Source organism: Burkholderia sp. WAC0059 (assembly GCF_002870125.1).
GTDB lineage: Bacteria > Pseudomonadota > Gammaproteobacteria > Burkholderiales > Burkholderiaceae > Paraburkholderia.
This window is the reverse complement of sequence record NZ_PNEO01000007.1, coordinates 64,556-83,667: the sequence shown is the minus strand read 5'-3', so window position 1 is coordinate 83,667 and position 19,112 is coordinate 64,556. Positions and strand designations below refer to the sequence as shown.

Genomic DNA, 19,112 nt, shown 5'->3' with positions numbered 1-19,112 from the left:
CGCGCCGCGGCCCGCGCCTTCAACCCGCGAACGCCTCGCCGACCGGCCGCAGCCGGATACCCGGCGCGAGCCGCTTCCACGGCAAGTCGGCTGGGTCCGCGAGCATCGGCCCGGGCGCTTTCGCGACGAGCACCGCATGCGCGATCGGCTCGAAGTCCGCGCGAAAGTGCACGGAGCTCTTGTTCACGAGGATCTTCATCGCTTCCGGTTCGATGCCGACCATCCTGTACAGGTTGCGTTCGAGCATCTGCGCCTTCGTCGACGACACCGCGACGCGCACGCCGCCGATCTTCAGGCACGCGGACGGCCCGAACGCCGCCTCCATGCCGTGCATCATCGGGCCGTCGTAGCGGCAGCGTCCGTCGGACAGCGCGAGCACCTCGAAGCGGCCCGCGAACGGCGCGTCGCCCGGCACGCCGGAGCGTCCGCCGAGCGTCAGCTCGACCGTCGCGCCGACGCCGGCCGCATGCGCCTGCGCGGCGGCTTCGGGGTCCCACAGCAGGCCGAGCGCCGCGTCTTCGACTTCGTGGCGCAGCAATGCGCGCAACATGCCGGTCGTGTTCGAATCGGCGCCGGCGCCGGGGTTGTCCTGGGTGTCCGCGATCACGACGGGCCGCGTCGCGCGCGCGCCGATGCGGACCGCCTCCGCGACCGCATCGTCGGGCGCGAGGAACGGCACCTGCCATTGCGCTTCGTCGCGCAGCATCCGCTCGTAGAGCGTGCCGACCGCGCGCTCGACGAGCGTCGCGTCCTCGCCGTAGCCCCACAGCACGGGGCCGCACTCCGGAAAATCCGCGGCCGGAAAGCCCGGCGCGAACGACAGCGACAGCACGGCGTCGTCCTCAAGCGCGTCGAGGGCGTCGTACATCGAGCGGGCGGGTTCGAGCAGCGTGCACATGCCGTTGATCGGGATGAGGAACGGCAGCCGTCGCGAGGCCCTGGCGAGCGGCCGGGGAGACGCGAGCAGCCGGTCGAGCAGCGCGGCCGCGCGCTCGCCGGTGGCGGCCATGTCGACGTGCGGGTAGGTGCGATAGGCGACCAGCGCATCCGCATGGTCGAGCATTCGCTCGGTCACGTTCGCGTGCAGGTCGAGCGAGGCGACGACGGGAATCGACGGGCCGACCACGGCGCGCAGACGTTCGAGCAGTTCGCCTTCGCCGTCGTCGACGTGCTCGGCGACCATCGCGCCGTGCAGGTCCAGGTAGATCGCGTCGAAGCCGCCTTGCCGCGCGGCCGCGACGATCTCGCCGGCGATGCGCTCGTAGGCGTCCTTCGTGACGTGGGCCGACGGGCTCGCGCCGGCCCACAGCACCGGCCGTAACGTATGGCCGGCGGCCTCGGCCGCGCGGACGAAGCCGCCGAGCGGCAGGTTCACGTCGCGCAGCGCGAGCACGGCTGCGCCGCGCGGCAGCGCCGGATGGCCTTCGCCGCGGACGAAATTCTCGTACGTCGCTTTCGACGGCGCGAACGTATTGGTCTCATGCTGAAAACCGGCGATCAGGATGGTCTTGGCCAACGGGTCTGTCCTCCTCGGTAGAGCGGCGGCCGCTCGCGTAGCGCAAAGTCGTGCGGCGCGCGGGGAAATTCAGTTCGCGGGGCGCGCCGCGGCCGGCAGGCGGATCGAGAACAGCAGTACCGCGCCGACGACGAGCAGCCCGACCATCACGTACAGCCCGGCGGCCATGCTGCCGGTCGCGGTGCGCGCCCAGCCGATGATCGTCGGGCTCAGGAAGCCGCCGAACAGGCCGATCGTGTTGATCAGCGCGATGCCGCCGGCCGCGGCGTCGCCCTTCAGATAGTCGGACGGCATCGCCCAGAACACGGTGTAGGCGATCCACATCGCGGCGGTCGCGACGGTCATGCACGTGAGCGACGCCACGAGATGGCCGCTCGCCGCGGCCGCCAGCGCGAGCGTGGCGGCGCCGACGAGCGCGGGCAGCGCGCTGTGCCAGCGCCGCTCGCCGCGCCGGTCGGAACTGCGCCCGAACGCGATCATGCCGACGATCGACACGAGGTACGGGATCGTCGAATACAGGCCGATCTCCATCGTGCTCGTCACGCCGTCGGCCTTCAGGATGCTCGGCAGCCAGAAGTTGACGGTGTAGATGCCGCAGATCACACAGAAATAGGCGAACCCCATCAGGCACACGCGCGGGTCGCGCAGCACCTGCGCGAACGAATGGTGCGGCGCGCGCGGCTTGCCCCGGCTCGCGGCGAGCGCGCGCCGCCCGTCGGCGTCGAGCCAGTTCGCGTCCTCCGGCCGGTCGACGAGGATCCACCAGGCGGCGATGCCGAGCAGCACGCAGGGCAGCCCCTCGATCACGAACATCCACTGCCAGCCGGCAAGGCCGAGCGTGCCGGCGAACGCGGTCATCGACCACGCGGACAGCGGCCCGCCGACCACGCCGGACAGCGGGCCGGCCAGCATCACGATCGCGATCGCGCGCGCCATCCGCGCCTCGCCGTACCAGTACGTCAGATAGAAGATCATCCCCGGCGCGAAGCCGGCCTCGAACACGCCGAGCAGGAAGCGCAGGGCGTAGTAGGTGGCGACGTTGTGCACGAACATCATCGCGGCGGACGTGAGGCCCCACAGCACGAGAATCCGGCCGATCGTGCGGCGCGCGCCGACCTTCGGCAGCAGCAGGTTGCTCGGAATTTCGAACAGCATGTAGCCGAGGAAGAAGATGCCCGCGCCGAGCCCGTACACCGCGTCGGACAGCCCGAGCGCGTTCTGCATCTGGAGCTTGGCGAAGCCGATGTTCAGCCGGTCGAGGCAGGCGAACAGGTAGCAGATCGTGAGAAACGGCAGGATGCGCCAGTTGATCTGTCCGTAGACGGTCGCGAGGCGGCCGGTGCTGAGGGAGTCGGGATAGGCGGCGGGCACGGACAATCTCCACGAAAGGGGTGGGAAGACTGCAACGGTTCGGGCCATCCTCGGCAGCCAATAAGTGGAGAGCAAGAGCAACTGTGATTCGGTAAAGTTGCTTTTTGGGCAACGCTGCTGGCGGTTGCCGGCGCGGTCGTCATGGGGGCGTAAGGAAATGCGGGAAATCAATCAGCGGCGTCTGCGTTATTTCCACGAGGTGCTGACGCACGGCTCGATTCGCGGCGCGGCGGACAGCCTGAATACGGCCGTTTCGGTGATCGCCCGCCAGATCCGCCTGCTCGAGGACGAAATCGGCGCGACGCTGTTCGAGCGCCGCGCGCGCGGCATGACGCCGACCGAGGCCGCCCGCCATCTGGACGAATTCTGGCAGGCCTGCCATGCGCAGCAGGAACAGTTCGAAAGCCGTCTCCAGGCGCTCAACGGCCTGCAACTGGGCTACGTCCGCGTGGCCGCGAGCGAAGGCTACGTCGACCCGCTGGTGGACGACGTGCTGGCCGGTTTCTGTGCGCGCTATCCGAGGCTCGAGGTGAGCGTCGACGTGCTGCCGGTCAACGACGTAGTGGGCGAGGTCGCCGAAGGCCGCGCGCATCTCGGTCTCGCGTACAACCCGCCGGCCCACGCGCACGTCGAGTTCCGCGCGAGCGCCGCGCAGCCGGTCGTGATGCTCGTGCGCCACGACCATCCGCTCGCACGACGCGGCACGCCGGTGAGCATCGCGGAGATGCTGGCCTGTCCGCTGGCGCTGATGCCGCCGTCGTACGGGCTCGGCCAGATCGTGCAGATGCTCGCGTACACGGACAATCTGCAGATTCGCCCGACCTTGACGACGAATTCGCTCGCGGTGCTCAAGCGCTTCGTGCGCTGCGGGAACGGGGCGACGCTGATCGGCGCCTTCGGCGCGCGGTGCGAGGTCGAGTCGGGCGAGATGGTCGCGCTGCGCGTCGAGCACCCGCTGTTTCTATCCGCGAAGGCGCGCGTATTGGTGCACTCGGGCCGGCCGCTGTCGGCCGCCGCCGACGCGCTGTTGCGCTGGACGCTCGAGCGGATGCCGATGTTCGACGCCGGCGTGCCCGCGGACGCGGACCCGGCGGTCGGCGCCTGAAAGAAGAAGAGGGAGGCGGGCGCCGCGATCCGTGCGATCCGGTTCCTGATAAGTCACGCCGTGCCGTCGTCCGATCGGCGCCTAACCACGAGTTCCATGAACCCGGTACCCGGGTCGGGTTCGCGGGAGAAGCGATGTCCGGGAAGCAGGACGAGCAGCAGTTCTGCCGTCGTGCGGACCGTGCATCCGCGCGCGACGTGGCCGCCGAACACCTGGCCGCGCGCGTCGGAAACGCTCATGTGCAGATGAGCGCCGTCGGGAGAGACCGACCCGGCCAGCGTCAGTATTTCGAGGTCGCCGTGCAGCACGGTCGGCGCTTCGACGCCGGCGAATCGCAGGTTGGCGCCGCTCAGGCTGCCGATGCCCTGGAGGACGAACGCGGCGTCCAGGCCGCGCCGACGCGGCAGGTTTTCGATTGCGACGCGCAAGTCGTCGCCGGGGGAAAGGCGTAAAGGATGGGGTTGCATGTTCGGTGCGCCTCCGGAATGCAGGTTACTGCCGTTACCGCCGATTCGGACCGATTCCCGTCGATTCTTTTTTACGCACCGAAAACCTCCATCGGGATGCGTCGTCGTCGACCGTTCGCCGGGCCGGACTGTTGCAGGACAAACGGCGGATGGTGGTGGAAACCTTTCCGGATTATGCGGCGCCGGAGCGGCGCCGTCGTGAGTCGGTGCCCGTGTGCGCGGCGGATCAGTTCGGCCGATTTTCTGCCCGGGTCGTCGGTGTCGATCCCGCGATGCGAGGCGTGCTTCGGCGGGTTCGCGCGCGCCATCGCGGGCCGGTCGCGCGATAGCGCGGCGCGCCCGGCATCAGCGGCGTTTCGGTCCCGTGGACAACGAAACGATGTGATCCATGAACTCCTGCGGATCGACGTCGAGCGCCGCCAGAAAATCCATCAATTCGATCAGGTCGAGACGACGCAGACCGCTCTCGACTTTCGACACAAAAGCCTGTGGCCGGCCAAGCCGATCCGCCACGTCCTGTTGCAGCAGGCCGCGTTCCTTGCGCAATTCCGCAAGCAGATCGGCAATGCGCTGATAGCGGGGATCGTGGATAGGGTGGACCATGGCTGGATTCTAAATGGGTATACGTAATATACTGAATGCGTATAATACATTTTCGAGACGATCGGGGACGCTGATGGGGATAGAGGCGATCTGGTTGGTGGTGGCCGTGGGCCTCGCGCTCTACATTGCTGCCGATATGGCGGGCTTGAGGGTCAACCGGGTCGGCATTCGCCGGCCTGGCTGGGTGATCGCGAGTCTCTGTACGGGGCCGCTGGCCGCGGCGATCTATTTCGTGCTGCGCAGGCGCGTGCGCAAGACGCTGATCTCTGCCGTCTGGCGGACCGTCGGCGACGACACGCTGCCGGCACCGGTACGCCGCGAGCGGCTGCAGGCCTTGCGGCACCACGGCCTCATCGGCCACTCCATTTACCGGGTGTGCGAACGCTCGATCGGACCGAACGGCGCCCACGGCAGAAAGGGCGGCGACGCGCGCTAACGCGGTTCAGGACCCGACGGGCAGAGGAGAACATTCATGAACGAAAGTCTGGCGCCGTGCCGACCCCGGCTTCGGGTCGTGCCTCGCGAAGACCGGGCGATGCGGGAGCCGCAGCCCGTGTGCATCGTCGTGTCCGTCGACAACTACGTGCACCTCCAACTGGCCTACGGCCCGACGCTCGCGATGGCCGTCCGGTCCGTGCTGCACGAGCGTCTGCGGACGTTTTGCGCGCGGGGCAACGGCATCGTCACGGCCAGCGGCCCCCGCTTCCTGCTGCTCCTCGAAACCGAAGCCGACCGCGACGACAGCCGGGCTGCGCGGGAAGCGGCGCAACTGGACCGCGTCCTGTCGCTGACGACGACGGAGGCCATCGCGTTCGGCCGGGACCGGATTTTCCCCGCGGTGTCGGCGCGGGTCGCCGATTTCGCCGATGCGCCGTTCGACATCGACGACGGCGACGATTGCATCGAACCGCCGCATTCGCCGGGCAAGGCCTGGCAGCAGCAATACCGGAGCGACATGGCGAGCGTCGCGCGCCTGTACGCGTCGCTCGACGAGGGCCTCCTGGCGCTGCATCGGGACCCGGTGTTCGACGTCGCCGGCCGGGGCGAGGTGCTCTATCACGAGCTGCTGCTGCGGGATCGCACCGGGGCGCGCGACTGGCTTCCCGCCGATGCGATCGGTGCGCTCGAGCGAACCGGACTCGTGAGGCGGCTCGACTGCTGGACGACGGCGCGCGCCGTCGAAGCGCTGGAAGTGAACGCCACGCTCGCGCTCGGATGCAATATTTCGGCGCGCAGCGCGGTCGTCGACGGGTACTGGGCGGCTTTCGTCGAAGCGCTGCGGAGCCGGCCGGACGTCGCCGCGCGCCTGACCATCGAGATCACCGAAACCGCCGCGCTGCCGGGCCTGCACAACGCGGTCGCCTTCATCGAATCGATGCGCGCGTGCGGCTGCCGGATCGCGCTCGACGACGTCGGCTCGCATCACAGCAACCTCGACGTCCTCGCCGGGCTGAATCCGGACGTCGCCAAGATCGGCGCGAGCTGGCTGCATCGCGCGCGGCAGACGAGCCGCGCACGGGACTGTTTCACACGTCTCGTCGCGCTTGCCTCGTCGATCGTTCCGACGGTCGTCGTCGAAGGCATCGAAACCGCCGACGATCTGCGCCTCGCCGAAGCATGCGGCGCCCGCTGGGGACAGGGGCGCATGCGCGCCGCCGCCGTGTAAGTCCCGGCATACCTCCGTTACCGGCCGCCGGCGCCGCCGACCCTCCGCTTTCGCGTCGCGATGCGGCCTCGCGGGCGGATTCATCCGAAGAACATCGCTTCCCGGTTTCGTCCGCTCGCGCGGACGCGGGAAGCGCTGTCGACACGCGCTTCACGGGAGACTTCATGAAGGAAAGCATACGATCGAAAAAACGGGTGTCACGCGTCGGCGTCCGGTCCACGGGGAATCGTTTTGCCGCGTCTGCGCTGTCGCTGGCCATCGTGACCGTCTTCTCGCCGGCGCATGCGCAAAGCACGAGCAGCGGCATCGTCGAGAGCGGCGGCTCGCCCGTCACCGTCCCGGCCGATACGACGATCACCAGCGGCGACGGCAACGGCTCGTCGTCCGGTCCCGGGTATGCGGTCGAGGCGACCAGTGGCGCGAACGTGACGCTGCAGGACGACACGGTCGATCAGACCTATACGGGCGCCAAGACCTACGGCATCTACGCGAACGGCACGGGCACGCAGGTGAGCGCGAGCGGCACGAACGTCACGGTGGCGGGGTCCGATCCGGCCGACGTGCCGCCAACCTACAGCAGCGGCAACGCGCCGATCGGCGCCGATGCCGAATCGGGCGGCACGGTCGCGTTGAGCGGCGGCTCGGTGACGATGACCGGCACCGACGGCGGCACGATCGGCGTGCGCGCCGAGATAGGCGGCACGCTCGAGGCGGTCGACGTGGCGATCGCCACCGCAAGCGCGCTCGGCTACGGCGCCTACGCGTGGGCCGACAGCAGCGCGGGCGGCATCGTCGAATTGACGGGCGGTTCCGTCGCCACCGCGGGCGACGAGGCCCATGCGCTGTATTCGCAGGATTCCGCCGGCAGCGGATCGCCGACGCCGGCCAGCCTGAGCGCGAACGGCGTGGCGGTTACGACGTCCGGAGAAGGCGCGGACGCCGCCAAGGCCTACACCGGCGGCGTCATGGCGCTGGGCGCGTCGGGCTCCGGCAGCCCGACCACGCTGTCGACGAGCGGCGCCGACGCGGCGGGCATCGAATCGGCCGGCGTCGATTACGTCAGTCTCGCGCCGTCGTCCGTCACGGCGGACGATACGACGATCGACACCTACGGCTCGCTCGCATACGGCGTGTTCGCCAACGACGACGGTCAGGTCACGCTTTCGAACACCCGGGTTCACACCCACGACACGGGAACGCAGGACGTTGGCCTGTTCGCGTCTTCGGGCGAGATTTCCGGCGACAACGTCTCGGTCGTCATGGACGGGTCGGGCACGAGCGGCGGCAACGCGTCGTACGGCGTCGAGGCGTCGAGCACGGTCCAGCCCTACACGGGAGAGGATCGCGAGCCGTCCGGCATCGCTTTCTCCGCCGGCAGCGTGACGCTGCAGAACTCGTCGATCGTCGCCGACGGCACGGAACGTTCGTACGGCGTGCTCGCGAGCGAAGGCGGTTCCGTCACGCTGCACGACACCTCGGTCGAGACCACGGGCAACGATTCCCACGCGGTTCTGGCGTGGCAGCTCGAGGGCGCGACCGATCCCGCCCTGACGCTCATCACGATCGACGCCGGCTCGGCGGTGACGACGTCCGGCACGAACTCGTACGGGCTGTTCGGCCAGTACGTTGGCGGCGAGGTCGAGGCCGACGACGTGAGCGTGAATACCAGCGGCGACATCGGCCGGGGCGTCTATGCGTGGGACGGCGGTGTCGTCGACATCAGCAACAGCACGGTGAAAACGACGGGGGACGAAGCCGAAGGCATGATGTCGGCCTCGGACGAGGCCAGCCAGGTGCCCGTCATCGAAGCCAGCAACGTGGCGGTTGCCACGACCGGGACGCAATCCGCCGGCGTGTCGGCCGGCGCCGCCGACGGCACGCTGGCGGGCACCCTCGACTTCACGGGCGGCAGCATCGCCACGAGCGGCGCGGATTCCGCCGGCGCGCTCGCGCAATACGTGAGCACGGCGAACCTGCGCGACACGACGGTCACGGCGAGCGGCGTCGGCTCGGCGGCCGCGGCCGTCATGAGCGGCGGCACGCTGAACGTGAACGGCAGCACGCTCACCTCGACACAGTCCGACGGCATCGCGATCACCGACAGCGGCACCGTCACGCTGACCGATACCACGGTCAAGGCGGCCGGCGCCTCGATCGTCTCGGACCTCGAAAGCGCCGGGCAGACGCAGAACATCGAGATCGGCGCGGGATCGAACCTGACGGACAACGACGGCACGCTGCTGCAGGTCAACCGCAGTACGGCGGGCATGGACGGCATCGTCAACCTGACGCTGCTGGCCGGCGCCGTCGCCAGCGGCAACATCGTCGACACGGACGGACTCGACGGCAGCGGCAATCGCGCCGGCGGCGGCACGGTGAATTTCACGGAGGACGCCGGCGCCTCCTGGAGCGGCAGCACGACGGCGCCGCTGAACGACGTCAGCGTGGCCGACGGTGCGTCGTTCGACTACACCGGCAGCGCGCCGGTTACGGGCAACGTGCAGGCCGGCACGTCGTCGCAGGTGTCGTTCAGCGGGCCCGCCTCGGTCGCCGGATCGGTACAGGCCGGCGAGAACGCGACCGTGACGTTCGGCGACACGGCCGTGATCGCCGGCGAACTGGCGAGCGACGACGCGAAGGTCAGCTTCGCCAAAGGCGCGGTCGTCGGCAGCCTCGCGGGCAGCGGGAGCGTGACGCTCGGCGCCCAGGGCACGCTGACCCTGTCGAACGCGAGCGGCAACTACAGCGGTTCGATCGGCGGCAGCGGCGGCCTGACGCTCTCGGGCGGCCGGCAGACGTTCTCGGGCCTCAACACCTATACCGGCGCGACTTCGGTCGCGGACGGGGCGACGCTCGCGTTGACCGGCGCGGGTCGCATCACGGCGTCGTCCGGCGTCACCGACAACGGCGTGCTCGACGTTTCGCAGACGACGGGCGGCACGTCGATCGCCAACCTGGCCGGCACGGGCGCGGTCGCGCTCGGCAGTCAGACGCTTGCGCTGTCGAACGCGAGCGATACCACGTTCGGCGGGGCGTTCGAGGGGGCGGGCGAGATCGTCAAGCAGGGCAGCGGCGCGCTGGTGGTGGACGGCGACAGCGCGTCGTTCGCCGGCACGACCGAGGTGGCCGGCGGCCAGCTCGAGATCGGCGATGCGGACACGCCGACGGCCGCGCTGGGCGGCAGCGTGACGGTCGATACGGCGGGCACGCTGCGCGGCCACGGCACGGTCGGCGGCAACGTCAGCAACAGCGGCACGGTCGCGCCCGGCGGCACGATCGGCACGCTGACGGTAGACGGCAACTACGCGCAGGCGGCCGACGCGACGCTGGCCATCGAGGTCAGTCCGACGGCCGCGTCCGAGCTGATGGTCAACGGCAGCGCGACGCTGAACGGCGTGCTGGCGATCACTTACGATCCGGGCACCTATTCGGCGAAGCAGTACACGCTGCTGTCGGCGGCGCAGGGTATCAGCGGCACGTTCAGCCGCATCGTGAACGTCGGCGCCGCGAATCTCGGCAGCCTCGGGCCGTCGGTGTCCTACGGGCCGGACAGCGTGGACCTTGCGCTGAACGTGGTGGCGCCGACCGGCACGAGCATCTACACGACGCTGGGCACGACGGCGATCCTCGGGGCGCAGGCCGAAAGCGCCGCGCTGCTCGACCGGCTGGACGCCCCCTCGAACGCGCCGGCCGCGCCTTCAGGCTGGATCACGGCCACGGGCACCCAGACGACGGTGGGCGGCACGGGCGACGCGCCGGGCTTCCAGAGTGACCGCTACGGATTCCTGGCCGGGCTCCAGCAGCAGTTCGGCGCCTACACGGCGGGCGTGGCCGCGGGCTACGACCATGCAGACATCGACGAATCGGGCACGGGCGACTCGGGCACGACCGACACGCTGCGCGCGGCGCTGTACGGCAGCCGCTTCGTGGGGCCGGTGGACCTCGGCGCGACCTTCGGTGCCGGACTCGACTTCCTGTCGCAGAAGCGGCCGTTCGGTTCGGCCGGCACGGCCGAGGGCGACCACATGGGGCAGGAATTCAACGTGGGTGGCCAGGCGAGCCTGCCGATGACGTTCGGCAGCGTGACGGTGACGCCGAAGCTGGGGCTGCGCTATGCGTACTTCCATGCGGACGCGTTCGGCGAGAGCGGTGCGGGCGGCGAGGATCTGAACGTCGGCACGGACAACGTGCGCAGCCTGCAGCCGTATGTGGGCGTGACGGTGGACCGCGCGTTCGGCAATGCGCTGAAGCCGGTGAACGTGGAGCTGAGGCTCGGCTATGCGCACGAACTGCTCGACGGGAATCGCGCGATGAGCGTGGCCTCGCAGGACGGGACGCTGTTCGCGGCGCCGGGCACGAGCCTGCCGCGGGGCTATCTGACGCTGGGTGGCGGCATCACGATGCATCCGGTGAAGAACCTGGACGTCTCGCTCGACTACGACGCGCTCGTCAACACGACGCATGCCTCGGCGCAGGAGGGCAGCATGCGGGTCGGCTATCGCTTCTGAGTCGGAGCGGCGCAAACGACGCGTCGCCGTCCCGCCCGTTCGCGGCAGTCAGGCATGACTCACGCCGCCTCGCTCCCCCGCCGCATGCCGGCTTCGGCCTGCTCCTGCGCCAGATGCCGCAGCAGCATCGTCACCATCCCGACCACCGTGACCGCGAGCAGCACGAAGAATATCGCGAGCGGCGTCAGGATCTGCACCGACACGAAGCCGGCGAGTCCCATCATCGCCGACGACACGAGCAGCAGCGCGCATCCGAGGATCGCGCTCGTCAGGCCCGCGATGTGCGGGAACAGCGAGTTGCCCTTGGCCATCAGCGTCGGATAGATCGCGCCCGCGCAGAACGCCATCACGAGCACGGGCGTGGCGAGCGTCCAGATGCGCAGGCCGACCGTCAGCGCGAGCACGAGCATCGCGACCGATGCGGCCGCCATCGCGCGCACGCCGAGGTGCAGCCGCTGTTCCGCGCCGGGCAGCCACTGCGCGTGCACGCGGTTCGACAGGCCGCCGAGGAAGTACATCATGCCGATGCCGAGCGCGAGATAGCCGAAGAAGGTCGGCGGCTTGTGCAGCGTGTTCTGCACCATGAACGGCCCGACGATGTTGAACACGAGCAGGATGCTGTAGCACAGGCCCTGGGCGAGGAAGCAGCAGCGGAACACCGGGCTCGCGAGCACCTTGCCCGCATTCGCGAGCAGCGTGCGCGGCTCGAGGTGCACCCGGCGGGGCAACGTCTCGCGATAGCGCCACCAGAGCCCCCACATGACGAGCGAGTAGACGAGCAGGAAGACGAGGCAGGCCCGCCAGCCGAACCACGTCTGCAGATGGGCGCCGATCACGGGCGCGATGATCGGCGCGAGCCCCCACGTGATCGACATGTAGGTGAACGCGTGCATCAGCGCCGGGCCGGAGAACGAATCGGTGGTGATTGCCTTCGCGAGCAGGTTGGTGGTGGCGATGCCGAAGCCCTGCAGGCAGCGGGCGAGGATGAACGTCTCGAGGTTCGGCGCGGCGAGCGACAGCAGGCAGCCGATCGTGAAGATCACGAGCCCGAACGCGAGCACGGGCTTGCGTCCGTAGGCGTCGGCGACGGGCCCGAAGACGAGCTGGCCGAACGCGTAGGCCGCCATGTAGACGGACACGCTCGACTGGATCGCCTGGGGCGAGGTCGCGAAGTAACGCGCCATCGCGGGCAGGGCGGGCACGTAGATGTCGATGGCGAGCTGTCCGGCGGAGGCGAACAGGCAGATCAGGAACAGCAGGAAACGCGGCGAGTTCGACACGCGTGCAGGCAGGGCGGGGCGGTGGGGAGTTTCGGGGTTCATGACGGCATTGAGGGAGCGGATTCCGACGGCGCCCATCGGCAGGTGCACGGCGCCGTCGCCGCGTATTGTGCCTGTTGTCGGAAAAATCGACCTGGCTTCGAATCGGCATTAACATTTCGATAATAATTGAAATATGGAAATTTACGGTGTATCGTTCCGGACATGGACTCGAACCTCGTCGTGCGCGCCCTCGGCGCGCTTGCCCATGATTCCCGCCTCGCGATTTTTCGCGCGCTCGTCGTCGCCGGGCCGGACGGTCTCGCCGCCGGCGAAATCGCGCAGCGGCTGGGGCTCGCGCCGTCGAGCCTGTCGTTCCATCTCAAGGATCTCTCCCACGCCGATCTCGTGAAGTCGCGGCAGGACGGCCGCTTCGTCATTTACACGGCGAACTTCGGCGCGATGAACGCGCTGGTCGGTTTTCTCACGGAGAACTGCTGCGCCGGCGCGAGCTGCGTCGCGGGCGATCTCTCCAACGTCTGCGGAGACGGGCAATGAAACGCATGCACATCCACGTGTCGGTCGAGAACCTCGACGAAAGCATCCGGTTCTATCGCGCGATGTTCGGCAATGTCGAGCCGGCCGTGCTGAAGCACGACTACTGCAAGTGGTCGCTGACCGATCCGGCCGTCAATTTCTCGATCTCGCAGCGCGGCGCGAAGCCGGGCGTCGACCACCTCGGCATCCAGGTCGAGACCGACGCCGAGCTGGCCGAGATGAATGCGCGCTTCGCCGCCGCCCAGTTGCCGGTCGCGCAGCAGGTCGGGACGACCTGCTGCTACGCGAAGTCGGACAAGGCGTGGACCGTCGATCCGCAGGGCGTCGCGTGGGAAACGTTCCGCACGCTCGAGTCGGCGCCGGTTTACGGTAGTTCGCGCGACGCGGCAACCCCGTCGTCGTCGGCCTGTTGCGCGCCGGCGCAATCGGTCGTTACGCTGGGCAGGCGCATATGACGGACCCGGTGTATTCGGTTCTGATTCTCTGCACGGGCAACAGCGCGCGCAGCATCATGGCCGAGGCGCTGTTCAACGTCCTCGGCAGGGGCCGGTTCCGCGCGTACAGCGCGGGCAGCCATCCGGTCGGCACGGTGAACCCGTTTGCGGCGGAGTGCTGCGCGGCGCTCGGATACGACGTGTCGACGCTGCGCAGCAAGCGTTGGGACGCGTTCGCGACGCCCGACGCGCCGCGAATGGATTTCGTCGTCACGGTCTGCGATCAGGCGGCGGGCGAAGTCTGCCCGATCTGGCCGGGCCATCCGCTGACGGCTCATTGGGGGTTCGAGGACCCGGCGGCATTCGAGGGTGCCGACGACGAGAAGCGCGAGGTGTTCGACCGGGTGTTCCGCCAGATCACGAGCCGCGTGACGCAGTTCGTGAACTTGCCGCTGGCCACGCTCGACCACGACGCGATCGCGCGCGCGATGCGGGCCATCGGCGAGCGGGCGACCGGGGATGCGGATGAGCCGCGCTGACGCCGTGCCCGCCGTCGACAGAGCGCCGGCCATCGGCCGCTTCGAGCGCTATCTGACGGTCTGGGTCGGGCTCTGCATCGTCGCCGGCATCCTGCTCGGACAGGCGCTGCCGCAGGTCTTTCAGACCATCGGCCGGCTCGGGGTCGCGCAGGTGAACCTGCCGGTCGGCCTGCTGATCTGGGTGATGATCGTGCCGATGCTCGTGAAGATCGACTTCACGGCCATGGCGCAGGTCGGTCGGCAATGGCGCGGGATCGGCGTGACGCTGTTCGTGAACTGGCTCGTCAAGCCGTTCTCGATGGCGCTGCTCGGCTGGGTGTTCGTGCGGCACGCGTTCGCGTCGTGGCTGCCGGCCGCGCAGCTCGACAGCTACCTGGCGGGGCTGATTCTGCTGGCCGCCGCGCCGTGTACCGCGATGGTGTTCGTATGGTCGCAACTGTGCCGCGGCGATCCGTATTTCACGCTCTCCCAGGTCGCGCTGAACGACGCGGTCATGGTCGTCGCGTTCGCGCCGCTGGTCGCGCTGCTGCTTGGCCTGTCGTCGATCGCGGTGCCCTGGAGCACGCTCCTCATCTCCGTCGCGCTCTACATCCTGATTCCCGTCGCGATCGCGCAATGGCTGCGCCGCCGCCTGCTCGCGCAGGGCGAGGCCCATTTCCGGCGGACCGTCGCGCGTTTCGGCCCGTGGTCGATCGGCGCGCTGCTGGCGACGCTCGTGCTGCTGTTCGCGTTCCAGGGGCGGGCCATCGTCGACGAGCCGCTGGTGATCGTCATGCTGGCCGTGCCGATCCTGATCCAGGTCTGCTTCAACGCCGCGCTCGCGTATCTGCTGAACCGCCGGCTCGGCGTCGCGCATTGCATCGCGGGACCGTCGAGCCTCATCGGCGCGAGCAACTTCTTCGAGCTGGCCGTCGCGACTGCGATCAGCCTGTTCGGTTTCCACTCGGGCGCGGCGCTGGCCACCGTCGTGGGCGTGCTGATCGAGGTGCCGGTCATGCTGTTCGTCGTCGGCATCGTCAACCGTTCGCGGGACTGGTACGAAGCCCCGCGCGGCATTCGGGAGACGTGATGTCCGCCATCTCGCGGGATCGGGGCGTGACGGCCACCTGGGCGCTCGCGACGGCGCAGCTCGTTTCGTGGGGCGCGATCTATTACGCGTTCTCGCTCTTCGTCGTGCCGATGGAGCACGGGCCCGGCTGGAGCCGGACCTCGACCGACGCGGCGCTGTCCGTCGGCCTGCTCGTTTCCGGGCTGGTCGCCTATCCGGTCGGCCGGTGGATCGATCACGGACACGGCCGGGCCGTGATGACGACGGGGTCGCTGCTCGCGTCCGCGATGCTCGCGCTCTGGTCGCAGGCCGACAGTCTCGCGATGCTGTTCGTCGCCTGGGCGGGCCTCGGCGCGGCGATGGCCGCGACGCTCTACGACCCGGTTTTCGCGGTCGTCACGCGGCGCCATCCGGACAGCTTCCGGACGAAGATCACGCTGATCACGCTCGTCGGCGGCTTTGCGAGCACGGCCTTCATTCCGCTCACGCAGGGGCTGATCGACCTGCTGGGATGGCGTCATGCGCTGCTCGCGCTCGCCGCGATCAACCTCTGCGTCTGCCTGCCCGTCCATGCGCTGGCGATCGACGTCGGCAAGAACGGCAGGGGCGGGACCGCCGGCGTTGCCGCGCGCGACGAGCGGGCGGCGCTCAAGGCCGCGAACGCCGGGGCCGCGAGGCGCGCGCTGCGTTCGCCGGTATTCTGGGCGCTCGCCGTCTGCTTCACCGCGTACTACGCGACGTTCGCCGCGCTGACGTTTCACCTCGTTCCGCTGATGACGGGGCGGCGCGTCCCGCAGTCCGTCATTCTCGCGACGATGGCGGCGATCGGTCCGGCGCAGGTGCTCGCCCGCATCCTGTGGTTTATGTTCGGCCGGAACGTGTCGCCGAAAATCGTCGGCCTGGTCATCACGACGGCGTTCCCGGCGTCGGTCGTCCTGCTGCTTTTCGCCGGCGCGTCGCCCGTGCTGCTGATCCTGTTCGCGATCGTCTACGGCGGCGCGAACGGCATGATGACGATCCTGCGCGGCACCATCGTGCAGGATCTGATGTGGGTCGAGGGGTACGGCGCGATCAACGGGTTGCTGGCGACGCCGTCCAACATGGCGAAGGGCATCGCGCCGATCTCGGCGGCGGCGATCTGGGCGATGGGGCACGGCTATCGGCCCGTGGAGTGGGGCATCCTGCTCGTTTCCCTCGTGTCGACGGCGGCATTCGGCATCGCCATGCTGCATGCCCGGCGCCCGGCCATGCCGATGGACGCCGTCGCCGAATAGCGGTCGCCCGACGAAGTGCCGGTCGACGTCGATCGCGCGACGGCGATCGGGGCGCGCACGATGGTCGAGGCGTTGCCCGCGTGACTCGCGCGTTGTCCGGCCGGCTTCGTTATTCGGGAAGAAACTTCGCATCGGGCGCGGATCGAGCGGACGAGCGGGGTTAGCATCGGCGGCATCATGGTATTGGCACGATGCGGGAATCGAGATGACCACACCGGTCCGCGACGTTGATGCTTTTTCGCACGGCTCGATGGGCGACGCGGCCGACCAGCCGCCGTCGGAGCGCCCTGCCGGCGCCGGCGCTCCAGTTCCGACGCATCGCGAGACCGATGCGCGACTTGGCGGTTTGCCGCCCCGTCCGCCCCGGTCGGGCGAAACCGGCGACGCGCTCGGCCAACGTCTGGGACCGGAAATCATGCCGTACGTTGCCCGGCATCTGGGCCCGGGCGGCACGACCGCCCTCGCGTCGACCTCGCGCTGGTATCAGCAGGCGCTGGAGGGAGAACGGCACAGCGTGCTGCTGGCGGGCGTCGCCGGGCGCAAATTCCGCAATGCGCCGTCGCCGCGGGACGTACTGGACGGAACCGTCTCGCTGTCCGTTTCGCCGACGGGCAAGGCGTTCAGGAAGCCGCTCGTCCTCGGCGGGATCACGTCCTTGCCGTACTCCCTGAGCGGCAAACCGCTGCAAAGGCTGCTCGAGAACCCGAACGCCAGCGCCGACGGTCCGGCGCTTTACGAAGAGATTTTCGCCCATTCGTTCGAGCGGATGCCGCACATGTCGCCGGTCGATCGCGCGTCGCTGCTCGGCACGCTGGCGGAGCATCTCGACGAATTGCCGCCGGAGCGGCAATCGCATTACTTTTCCGGAATCGTGGAGCAGATCGGGAAGGACCCTCACACGCTGAACGGCGAAACGCTGGAAAAGCTGCTCGAGAACCCGAGCCTCGACGATACGTCGTGCCACGAACGGATTTTTACCTATTCGCTCGAACGGACGCCGCACATGCCGCCCGTCGATCGCGCGTCGCTGCTCGGCACGCTGGCGAAACATCTCGACGAATTGCCGCAGAAACAGCAATCGCATTACTTTTTCGGAGTTCTGGCGCAGGCCAGGGAAGACAAGCACCATACCTGGCCGCTCGGCGAGCTGATCGACAAGATTCGGTCCCTGCCGGACCATCGGGTCCGCGCGTTTTCCGGTTGCCTCGCCATGGTCGCGGGCCTGGACGAGAAACATCGGTCGTTCTGGGTCGGCAACCTCGCCGGGGTGTTGCCGTCGCTGGGCAAACGACATGCGGCGCAAGGCATGCTCGCGTTGATCGGCGAGCCGGACACCGCCGCCGCGGTGACTGAGACAGGGGTGCCGAAGCTGCAGATGCCGGCAAACCGTGAGGATCGCTACGAGATCATGAAAACGTGCCTCGGACGAATTCCGTCCTTGCCGCCCGAACATCGCGTTGCGACCGTGTCGCAAATCCTCGATCGTGCCACGTCCCGCAATCTGGGCAGGTACGCCGGGTCGCTCGTGGTGGAGGTGGCGAGCCAAATGCGCTATTGGTCGCTGTCGCCCGAAGACGAGGAAACCATCAAAAGCCGCATACGCCCCTTCATGTATCCCGGCTATTAAGTGCGCCAGGCGCGCCAGGCGCGGCAGGCGCGCCTCGCCGGCCCGGCCGATCCGGCTACGCCACGCTGATCCGCGGCGCGCCCGCCACCATCTCGCCGACGACGCAGGCCGCGCCGAACCCGTCGGCTTCGAGTAGCGCAATCGCCGCGTCGGCGGCGTCCGCACGGCACGAGACGAGCAGGCCGCCCGACGTCTGCGGATCGGTCAGCAGGACCCGGGCGGCCGGCGGGAGAGGGTCGGCCAGCCGCACGTCGTCGCCGTACGACTGCCAGTTGCGCGTCGAGGCGCCCGTGAACGTTCCGTCGTCCGCCAGCGCGCGAACGCCTTCGAGCCAGGGCAGGCTGTCGAAGCGAAGGCGGGCGCCGATGCCGGCGCCGCGGCACATTTCCAGCGTATGGCCGAGCAGGCCGAATCCCGTCACGTCGGTCATCGCGTGCACACCGTCGAGCGCGGCCAGCGCGGGGCCCGTGCGATTGAGCTGGGTGGTCGCCGCGATCATGGCTTGGTAGCCCGCGTCGTCGAGCCGGCGCTTTTTCAGCGCGGCGGACAGGATGCCGACGCCGAGCGGCTTGCCGAGAATGAGGACGTCGCCGGCGCGCGCGGCGTCGTTGCGCATGATGCGCTCCGGATGAACGATGCCGATGGCCGCGAGGCCGTAAATCGGCTCGACGGAATCGATGGAGTGTCCGCCCGCGACCGGAATGCCGGCGGCGGCGCAGACCGATTCGCCGCCTTCCAGCACGCGCGCGATGGTTTCGGGGGGCAGCGTGTTGATCGGCATGCCGACGAGGGCGAGGGCGAAGAGCGGGCGCGCGCCCATCGCGTAGATGTCGGACAGCGCGTTGGCGGCGGCGATCCGGCCGAAATCGAACGGATCGTCGACGACGGGCATGAAGAAATCGGTCGTCGCGACGATGGCCTGCTCGTCGTTGATCCGGTAGACGGCCGCGTCGTCCGACGTATCGTTGCCGACGAGCAGATCCGCGAAGACGGCGGCCGGCGCCGAGCGCCGCAGCAACTGCGCCAGCACGCCGGGCGCGATCTTGCATCCGCATCCGCCGCCGTGCGCGAGATCGGTCAGCCTCGGTTCGGTCGGGAGCGGCGTGGGGGTTGCGGTGGTCGGGGCCATGAGGGTTC

At 69.0% G+C, this 19,112-nt stretch carries 16 protein-coding genes; 10 read left to right on the top strand and 6 right to left on the bottom strand.

Going from position 1 to position 19,112, the window contains the following annotated elements:
• Window positions 1-19 precede the first annotated feature (19 nt).
• Together CY652_RS09110 and CY652_RS09105 are read right to left on the bottom strand one after the other, a co-directional pair.
• Entirely contained in the window at window positions 20-1,516 is a 1,497-nt protein-coding gene (locus CY652_RS09110) for a M81 family metallopeptidase (RefSeq protein WP_102130392.1), read from the bottom strand.
• Window positions 1,517-1,585: 69 nt separating this feature from the next.
• Window positions 1,586-2,887, bottom strand: a complete 1,302-nt coding sequence (locus CY652_RS09105) for an MFS transporter (protein WP_258002246.1) — start codon at window positions 2,885-2,887, stop codon at window positions 1,586-1,588.
• Window positions 2,888-3,044: 157 nt separating this feature from the next.
• Between CY652_RS09105 and CY652_RS09100 the strand changes: the two genes are divergently transcribed.
• On the top strand, window positions 3,045-3,992 hold the full coding sequence (locus CY652_RS09100) for a LysR family transcriptional regulator (protein WP_102130390.1): 948 nt from the start codon (window positions 3,045-3,047) through the stop codon (window positions 3,990-3,992).
• A gap of 53 nt (window positions 3,993-4,045) precedes the next feature.
• On the opposite strand, the gene CY652_RS09095 is transcribed toward CY652_RS09100, so the two are convergent.
• Complete coding sequence (locus CY652_RS09095; protein WP_102130389.1) at window positions 4,046-4,459, bottom strand: PPC domain-containing DNA-binding protein; 414 nt, start codon at window positions 4,457-4,459, stop codon at window positions 4,046-4,048.
• Window positions 4,460-4,804: 345 nt separating this feature from the next.
• Entirely contained in the window at window positions 4,805-5,062 is a 258-nt protein-coding gene (locus tag CY652_RS09085) for a helix-turn-helix domain-containing protein (RefSeq protein ID WP_102130387.1), read from the bottom strand.
• Between the two features lie 73 nt (window positions 5,063-5,135).
• Between CY652_RS09085 and CY652_RS09080 the strand changes: the two genes are divergently transcribed.
• The 3 genes from CY652_RS09080 (at window position 5,136) to CY652_RS09070 (ending at window position 11,236) form a co-directional block, all read left to right on the top strand.
• Window positions 5,136-5,498, top strand: a complete 363-nt coding sequence (locus CY652_RS09080; protein WP_180970491.1) for a hypothetical protein — start codon at window positions 5,136-5,138, stop codon at window positions 5,496-5,498.
• A 36-nt stretch (window positions 5,499-5,534) separates the two neighbouring features.
• Window positions 5,535-6,728, top strand: coding sequence for an EAL domain-containing protein (locus CY652_RS09075; RefSeq protein WP_102130386.1), 1,194 nt, complete (start codon window positions 5,535-5,537; stop codon window positions 6,726-6,728).
• Window positions 6,729-6,922: 194 nt separating this feature from the next.
• Window positions 6,923-11,236 carry an autotransporter domain-containing protein gene (locus CY652_RS09070; protein WP_180970489.1) on the top strand — a complete coding sequence of 1,438 codons (4,314 nt, stop codon included), beginning with the start codon at window positions 6,923-6,925 and terminating at the stop codon, window positions 11,234-11,236.
• 59 nt (window positions 11,237-11,295) lie between these two features.
• Here CY652_RS09070 and CY652_RS09065 read toward each other — a convergent pair whose 3' ends face one another.
• A complete protein-coding gene (locus tag CY652_RS09065; protein WP_102130508.1) occupies window positions 11,296-12,558 on the bottom strand; it encodes a multidrug effflux MFS transporter in 1,263 nt (420 codons plus the stop codon).
• A 162-nt stretch (window positions 12,559-12,720) separates the two neighbouring features.
• On the opposite strand from CY652_RS09065, the gene CY652_RS09060 reads away from it, so the two are divergent.
• The 6 genes from CY652_RS09060 (at window position 12,721) to CY652_RS09035 (ending at window position 17,975) form a co-directional block, all read left to right on the top strand.
• Complete coding sequence (locus CY652_RS09060) at window positions 12,721-13,053, top strand: ArsR/SmtB family transcription factor (RefSeq protein WP_102130384.1); 333 nt, start codon at window positions 12,721-12,723, stop codon at window positions 13,051-13,053.
• Window positions 13,050-13,508, top strand: coding sequence for an ArsI/CadI family heavy metal resistance metalloenzyme (locus tag CY652_RS09055; RefSeq protein WP_102130383.1), 459 nt, complete (start codon window positions 13,050-13,052; stop codon window positions 13,506-13,508). Before CY652_RS09060 ends, CY652_RS09055 begins: the two co-directional genes overlap by 4 nt.
• A complete protein-coding gene (locus tag CY652_RS09050) occupies window positions 13,505-14,026 on the top strand; it encodes an arsenate reductase ArsC (RefSeq protein ID WP_102130382.1) in 522 nt (173 codons plus the stop codon). The genes CY652_RS09055 and CY652_RS09050 overlap by 4 nt, the downstream gene beginning before the upstream one ends.
• The gene (gene arsB / locus CY652_RS09045) at window positions 14,013-15,095 is read left to right on the top strand and encodes an ACR3 family arsenite efflux transporter (protein WP_102130381.1); all 1,083 of its coding nucleotides are present in this window, start codon (window positions 14,013-14,015) and stop codon (window positions 15,093-15,095) included. Before CY652_RS09050 ends, arsB begins: the two co-directional genes overlap by 14 nt.
• The gene (locus tag CY652_RS09040; RefSeq protein WP_102130380.1) at window positions 15,095-16,348 is read left to right on the top strand and encodes an MFS transporter; all 1,254 of its coding nucleotides are present in this window, start codon (window positions 15,095-15,097) and stop codon (window positions 16,346-16,348) included. The genes arsB and CY652_RS09040 overlap by 1 nt, the downstream gene beginning before the upstream one ends.
• Window positions 16,349-16,598: 250 nt before the next feature.
• Window positions 16,599-17,975, top strand: coding sequence for a hypothetical protein (locus CY652_RS09035; protein WP_102130379.1), 1,377 nt, complete (start codon window positions 16,599-16,601; stop codon window positions 17,973-17,975).
• Window positions 17,976-18,030: 55 nt separating this feature from the next.
• Here the strand turns inward: CY652_RS09035 and selD are convergent, their stop codons facing one another.
• On the bottom strand, window positions 18,031-19,104 hold the full coding sequence (selD, locus tag CY652_RS09030; RefSeq protein ID WP_102130378.1) for a selenide, water dikinase SelD: 1,074 nt from the start codon (window positions 19,102-19,104) through the stop codon (window positions 18,031-18,033).
• Window positions 19,105-19,112: the final 8 nt, after the last annotated feature.